This window comes from Amycolatopsis sp. NBC_00345 (assembly GCF_036116635.1).
Taxonomy (GTDB): domain Bacteria; phylum Actinomycetota; class Actinomycetes; order Mycobacteriales; family Pseudonocardiaceae; genus Amycolatopsis.
On record NZ_CP107995.1, the window covers coordinates 10,540,546 to 10,547,576 of the forward strand.

4 protein-coding genes and 1 pseudogene are annotated in these 7,031 nt (G+C 71.0%); 2 read left to right on the top strand and 3 right to left on the bottom strand.

Annotation, left to right across the window (positions count from 1 at the left end; translation table 11 throughout):
• Positions 1-41 precede the first annotated feature (41 nt).
• From OG943_RS48240 to OG943_RS48250, 3 genes and pseudogenes are all read right to left on the bottom strand, one after another.
• Positions 42-986: an asparaginase gene (locus OG943_RS48240; RefSeq protein WP_328607565.1), complete on the bottom strand. Its 945-nt coding sequence runs from the start codon at positions 984-986 to the stop codon at positions 42-44.
• Positions 983-2,429 (bottom strand): annotated as a pseudogene (locus OG943_RS48245) (amino acid permease). Before OG943_RS48245 ends, OG943_RS48240 begins: the two are co-directional and overlap by 4 nt.
• A gap of 4 nt (positions 2,430-2,433) precedes the next feature.
• Positions 2,434-3,105: a FadR/GntR family transcriptional regulator gene (locus tag OG943_RS48250; protein WP_328607566.1), complete on the bottom strand. Its 672-nt coding sequence runs from the start codon at positions 3,103-3,105 to the stop codon at positions 2,434-2,436.
• A gap of 412 nt (positions 3,106-3,517) precedes the next feature.
• Here OG943_RS48250 and OG943_RS48255 point away from each other — a divergent pair, with 412 nt between their 5' ends.
• Both OG943_RS48255 and OG943_RS48260 read left to right on the top strand, forming a co-directional pair.
• Positions 3,518-4,993, top strand: a complete 1,476-nt coding sequence (locus OG943_RS48255) for an MFS transporter (RefSeq protein ID WP_328607567.1) — start codon at positions 3,518-3,520, stop codon at positions 4,991-4,993.
• Between the two features lie 775 nt (positions 4,994-5,768).
• Positions 5,769-6,959, top strand: a complete 1,191-nt coding sequence (locus tag OG943_RS48260) for a low temperature requirement protein A (RefSeq protein ID WP_328607568.1) — start codon at positions 5,769-5,771, stop codon at positions 6,957-6,959.
• The last annotated feature ends 72 nt before the right edge of the window (positions 6,960-7,031 follow it).

Sequence of the window (7,031 nt, forward strand, 5' to 3'; positions counted from 1 at the left end):
GGTTCCGCGCGATCCGGAGCGGCCGTTCACTTCCGGGGGAATCAGGCCGTGCGCAGGTGCTCGGCCAGCGGGCCGGTCACCCGCAGGACGTCGCTGGTGAACGGTTTCAGCAGCTCCGCGTCCACCCCGCACAGCGCGAGCGCGGCGGCGAGCACGGGCGGCCGGGCGCGGTCGCCGCCGTCGGCGATCTTCAGCGCCACGGCCGTGCCGTCCGGCAGCGCGGCCAGCTGCACCGCCTCGAACCCGTCCTTCGCGATCAGCCCCGGCACGGCGCGCATCAGCGCCGTGACGTCGCGACGGGAACCGCCCACGAGTTCGGGGTGCTGCCGGATTCCTTGGGCGACAAGGGATTCCGGCGTTCCCGGGGTGGTGGTCGCGATCCGCGAAGCAGCCTTCGCGAGACCGCGCAGCGAGAGGGCGAACAGCGGGGCTCCGCAGCCGTCGACGGCCACGCGCGTCACCGGCTGCCCGGTCAGCTCCTCGACCGTCGCGCGGATCGCCTGCTGCAGCGGGTGGCCCGGGTCGAGGTAGCCGTCGGCGGGCCAGCCGTTCTCCCGGCAGGTGGCCAGCATCGCGGCGTGCTTGCCGGAGCAGTTGTGCGCCAGCCGGCTCGGCTTGCGGCCGTCGGCGACCCAGGCGTCGCGCTCGACCGGGTCGAACGGGTAGTCCTCGGGGTTGCGCAGGTCGTCCGGCGAGATGCCGTGCCCGGCCAGTACGGCGGCCGCGGCCTGCAGGTGCCGGGCCTCACCGGAGTGGCTGGCCGAGGCGATCGCGAAGCCGGCCGCGTCCAGCCTCAGCCCGAGCCGCGCCATCGCGACGGCCTGCAGCGGCTTCGCCGTGGAGCGCGGGTACATCGGGGCATCCGGGTCGCCCGCCTCGAACAGCGTCGAGCCGTCCGGCGCGAGGGCCACCACGGAGCCGTGGTGGACGCCCTCGACCATGCCGTCGCGCAGCAGGTGGACGAGCGGCACGTGCGCGGGCGTCACGACTCGGCCTTTTCGAACGCGCTCATGTCGATCCGCTTGCGCACGCAGAACCAGCCGACGACCAGCGCCACGGCGATCACCGGCAGCGCCAGCAGCGTGATCCGCCCGGTGCTGTCGAAGCCCATCAGCACCACCACGACCACCAGGAACAGCAGCGTCGCGATCTCGGTGTACGGCGAGAACGGCAGCCGGTACGACGGCCGCGTCACCTCGCCGCGCTTCGACTTCCGCACGAACAGCAGGTGGCTGAGCACGATGATGGCCCAGGTGCCGAGGATGCCGATCGCGGCGAAGTTCAGCACGATCTCGAACGCGTCCTTCGGCACCAGGTAGTTCAGCGCCACGCCGAGCACGCAGACCGACGCGGTGAGCAGGATGCCGCCGTAGGGCACCTGGTTGCGGTTCATCACGCCGGTGAACTTCGGCGCCGAGCCGGCCATCGACATCGAGCGCAGGATGCGGCCGGTCGAGTAGAGCCCGGAGTTCAGGCTCGACATCGCCGCGGTCAGCACCACCAGGTTCATCACGCTGTCCGCCACCGGCACGCCGAGGTGCGAGAGCACCGTGACGAACGGGGCTCTGGTCGGCGGAGTAGGAGCTCCACGGCATCAGCATCGCCAGCAGCACCACCGAGCCGACGTAGAACACCAGGATCCGCCACATGATCGAGTTGATCGCCTTCGGCATGACCTTCTTCGGGTTCTCCGTCTCACCCGCCGCGACGCCGACCAGCTCGACCGCGGCGTACGCGAACACCACGCCCTGCACGATCAGGACCATCGGCAGCACGCCGGCCGGGAAGATCCCGCCGTGGGCGGCGATCAGCTGGGGGCCGGGCGCGAGGCCGTCCACCGGGTGCTGGGTCACCAGCAGCACGATGCCGATGATCATGAAGAGCACCAGCGCGGCGACCTTGATGATGGCGAACCAGAACTCCATCTCGCCGAACAGCTTGACCGACACCAGGTTCAGCGTCAGCACCACGGCGAGCGCGATCAACGCCAGCACCCATTGCGGCACCGGAGTGAAGAACGACCAGAAGTGTGCGTAGAGCGCGATCGCGGTGATGTCCGCGATGCCCGTGGTCGACCAGTTCAGGAAGTGCATCCAGCCGGCGACGTACGCGCCCTTCTCGCCCATGAACTCCCGCGCGTACGAGACGAACGCGCCCGAAGAGGGCCGGTGCAGGATCAGCTCGCCGAGCGCACGCACCACGAAGAACGCGAACAGCCCGCACACGGCGTAGACGATGGCCAGCGCCGGGCCCGCCTGCGCGAGCCGTCCGCCCGCGCCGAGGAACAGCCCGGTCCCGATCGCGCCGCCGATGGCGATCATGTTGATGTGCCGGGACTTCAGGGACTTGCGGTAACCCGCGTCGCCGGCGTCCGCGTGCCCTCCGCTTCCGCCGGGGTCTTCGGTGGGCCGCAGGGTCTGTTCGCTCACGGTGTCAGTCGTTCCCGTTCTGCTCCGGCGCGCGGACCGGCCGCACGATGGTGGTCAGTGTCTTTTCGACGTGCTCGAGGTGCGTGGTCATCGCGGCCACGGCCGCCGCTTCGGAGCCCTCGGTGATCGCCGCGACGATCCGCCGGTGCTCCACGTTGGACTCGGCCCGCCGGTCGCCGAGCTGGTTCAGGAACGCGGACTGGCGGGCCAGCGCGTCGCGGATCTCCTCGATCACCTTGGCGAAAACGGGGTTGTCCGAGGCCTGCGCGATGCTGATGTGGAACAGCGAGTCGAGCGCGACCCAGGCCGTGTTGTCGGTCTCGGCGTCCATGCGCTCGACCAGGTGACCGAGCAGGTCGAGGTGGTCGGGGGTGCGTCGCAGGGCGGCGTACCCGGCGACGGGGATCTCGACGTGGCGGCGCACCTCGAACAGGTCGCGCGCGGAGTAGCTGCCGAAGATCGGGTTCTCGGCCGGCCCGCTGGCGGTGACGAACGTGCCCTTGCCGGTGCGGGAGACGGTCAGCCCGAGCGCCTGCAGCCCGCGCAGCGCCTCGCGGATCACCGAGCGGCTGACCTCGAACTCCCGGCTGAGCGCGGCCTCGGACGGCAGCTTGTCGCCGACCGCGTAGTCCCCGCGCTCGATCGCGCGGCGCAGGTAGGCCAGCACGGCCTCCATGGCACTGACGCGACGAGGGCCTTGTCCGGCTGTCTGGTTGTCGGACAGGTTCATGGAACGAGATCGTGAAGATCGGCTGAACTGATGTCAAGTGATGGGGGATGCCCACCGGGGTGGCGGCTCGCGGACCCCAGGTGAACTGGGGAAATCACCGGCCGTTGTGGCCGGTTTCACGCTCCGGAGCTGCCACCCGCGTTGGGCACTGCGAAGATCGCCGCCGAGCCTCACTGAGCCGGGCGGGCTAGGCTGAAGAACCAGGGCCGCGCCGCCGCCGGAACCGGGAAGCCGTCTGCTTCAGGGGAGGTTTTTCGCTGGTGTCAAACGATTCCATCGCCAATCCGCCCGTCCGCACTGAGCGCGCGGCCCTCGTCGCCGAGCCCCACGGCCTCCCCGGAATCACTGCCGGCGCCTGATGCCCGACTACGAGCCCGATCCGAAACGCTGGCGCGCCCTCGCTGTCACGCTGACGGCCGGGTTCATGAGCCTGCTCGACGTCAGCATCGTCAACACGGCGCTGCCGTCGATCGAGCGCGACCTGCACACCGGCAGCGGCGTGGTCCAGTGGGTGGTCTCGGGTTACGCGCTGTCGTTCGGCCTGGTGCTGGTGGCCGGCGGGCGGCTCGGCGACGCGCTGGGCCGCCGGCGGATGTTCCTCATCGCGCTGGCCGCGTTCGTCGCCACCAGCGCGCTGGCCGGCGCGGCCACTGACCCGACCACGCTGGTGATCGCGCGGCTCGCGCAGGGCGTCGCGGCCGGCATGCTGACGCCGCAGAACAGCGGGCTGATCCAGGACCTGTTCCGCGGCGCCGAGCGCGGCCGCGCGTTCGGTATGTTCGGCGCGGTGGTCGGCATTTCGACGGCGGTGGGCCCGGTGCTGGGCGGCATCATCCTGGCCGTGTTCGGCGACCCGAACGGCTGGCGGTGGGTGTTCTACGTGAACGTGCCCATCGGCGTCGTCGCGTTTGTGCTCGCCCTGCGGCTGGTGCCGAAGTCGGAACGCCGGAAGGTGCGGCTGCGCACGGAGATCGACTTCGTCGGCATGGTGCTGCTCGCGGTCGCCGTGCTCGGGGTGCTGCTTCCCCTCGTCGAGTCGGAGCAGGGCGGGCTCGAGAAGCTGTGGTGGCTGTTCCCGATCGCGGTCGTGTTCGGCCTGCTGTTCGTCCGCTGGGAGCACCGTCGGGCGCGCAACGGCCGGTCGCCGCTGCTCGACACCCGCCTGTTCACCACGACCCCCGGCTACGCGAGCGGCGCCGCCGTCGGGGCGCTGTACTTCTGCGGGTTCGCCGGGATCTGGCTGGTCTTCGCGCTGTTCTTCCAGCAGGGGCTGGGATACACGCCGCTGCAGTCCGGGCTTTCGGTCACGCCGTTCGCGCTCGGCTCGGCGGTGGCCGCGGCGGTCGCGGGCCGGCTCGTGCCGCGCTGGGGCCGGCGGCTCACCGTCACCGGGCTCAGCCTGGTCGCGTTCGGGCTGTTGACGGTCGCGCTGGTGGTGGAGCTGGTGCCACCGTCCGCGGCCGGCTTCGCCGTGGCGCTGCCGCTGCTGGTCGGCGGGGTGGGCGGGGGCATGGTGATCTCGCCGAACACCACGCTGACCTTGGAATGCGTGCCCACGACGATGGCCGGCGTCGCCGGGGGAGCGCTGCAGACGGGCCAGCGGATCGGGACCGCGATCGGCACGGCGGTGCTCGCGTCGGTGTTCCAGTCGGTGGTGGTGGCGTCGGGCGGGCACTACCCGGTGGCGCTGTCCGTCGCGATGTGCTGCGCGGCGGCGCTCACCTGCGTCGCGCTGGTGGTCGCGATCCTCGAACTGCGCGCCCGGCGGGTCCGCTCCGGGCTCACCGAGGCGCAACGCGCGGCCCAGGCAGCGGCCGACGTGCAACGTAGCTGATCCAACGCCCGGCGGTTGCCGTGCTTCGCGAGTGACCCGGCGCTCGGCGGTTGACGTGCTTCGTAAGTGATCCAGCCCCCTGTCGCTGACATGCTTCGCGACTGACCCGGCTCCGGTGGTTGCCGTGCTTCGCGGGTGATCCGGTTCGCGGTGGCTGACGTGCTTCGTGGCTGACCGAGCGCCCGGTGGTTGCCGTGCTTCGTGGGTGGTCCAGCCACCGCTCGTTGACCTGCTTCCCGAGCGCCCCGGTGCTGGTCACACCCGTCGTACGCCGCCGGTGAACCGGTCACGCTCACGCACCACGACCGGTGAACTACCGTCCGCAGGTCCTTGCTGCTCCATCCGAGTGACTCGCCACTTCCGACCCTGGTGCTACTCAGAGCAACCGGGTAGACCTTATGGAGCCTTCAGCTCGCCACTTTGGCTACCTACAGTGGCATTTCGTTCGGTCGACCGGGGATGGGTCGACCGGCCGGGCGGCCGGGAGTTCCGCCGTTCCTGCGGAACGGACACTCCTGGTCACCTCCCAGGCAAGGATCGTCGGCGTCCGCGGGGGACCGTACGGCGACCGCCGGGAGCACTGCCCTGGGTGGTCACGAGTGCGATGAAGGCGTCTGGGCGGGCCCGGGTGAGGGGGAACCGGGCCCGCCCGTCTCCGCTTTTCGGTGAGTGGGTTTTCGGTGAATCTCACCCGGTTGGGGGCGTCGCGCTCGCCTGTCTCCTCTGATCATGCTGGGATGACGGCGTTGCGTGCAGGTGAGTGCGGGGAGCGTTGATGACCCAGGAATCGTTGCCGGGCAACCGGATCCGGGTGTGGCACCGGCCGATGCGGCCGCGGGACAGCGCGGAGCACCACCGCGTGGCGACCCCGCTCGAACTGCTCTTCGACCTGTGTTTCGTGGTCGCCGTCGGCCAGGCCGCGTCGAATCTGCACCATCAGCTGGCCGAAGGGCACGTCGGCCACGGCGTGGCCGGCTTCGCGCTGGTCTTCTTCGCGGTCTGGTGGGGCTGGCTGAACTTCAGCTGGTTCGCCTCGGCCTTCGACACCGACGACGTGCCGTACCGCCTCGCCACCCTGGTGCAGATCGCCGGCGGCCTGACCGTCGCCGCGGGCGTGGGCAAGGCGTTCGACGGGGACTTTCGCGTCATGGTGATCGGCTACGTGCTGATGCGCATGGCGATGGTCACGCAGTGGCTGCGCGCCGCGCGGTCCGTGCCCGAATGCCGGTCGACGGCGCTGCGGTACGCGGCGGGCATCACGCTCTGCCAGGTCCTGTGGATCGCGTGGCTCGCGCTGTCCGGGCCGGCGGAGTACGTGGTCTTCGGGGTGCTGGCGGTCTGCGAGCTGGCCGTCCCGCTCGTGGCCGAGCGCCGGGTCGGGACCCCGTGGCACCCGCACCACATCGCCGAGCGGTACGGCCTGTTCACCCTGATCGTCCTCGGCGAGACAGTGCTGAGCGCGACGACCGCGGTGCAGGAGGGCGTGACCGAGGGCGAGCACACCGGCGAGCTGGTGGGCCTCGCCGCGGCCGGGCTGGTGCTGGTGTTCGCCATGTGGTGGCTGTACTTCGACCAGCCGGGCCACGCGCGGCTGGTGCGCCGCCCGTCCCTGCTCACCACGATGAGCTGGGGCTACGGGCACTACCTGATCTTCGCCTCGGCCGCGGCGGTCGGCGCCGGCCTCGAGCTGGCGGTCGACTTCGACACGCACCACACGGAGCTGAGCGGGACGGTCACGGCCCTGTTCGTGACGGTCCCCGTCGCGCTGTTCCTGCTGAGCGTCTGGCTGCTGCACATCGGGCCGACCAACGAGTGCCGCCCGATCGCCATCGGCTTCCCGGTCGCGGCGGTGCTCGTGCTCGCCGCGTCGTTCGGCCCCGCGCCCATCCACGTGACGGCGGTGCTCGCCGCGGCGCTCGTGGCCGTCACGGTGATCGCGACGCACGGCGAGCCCCGCCCGGCTTGAGCCGAGCTATCGACGCAGGTCAGCGGCTTGACGCGATCAAAGGGGACCCCCCTGTTCAGGGCCTGATCGGGG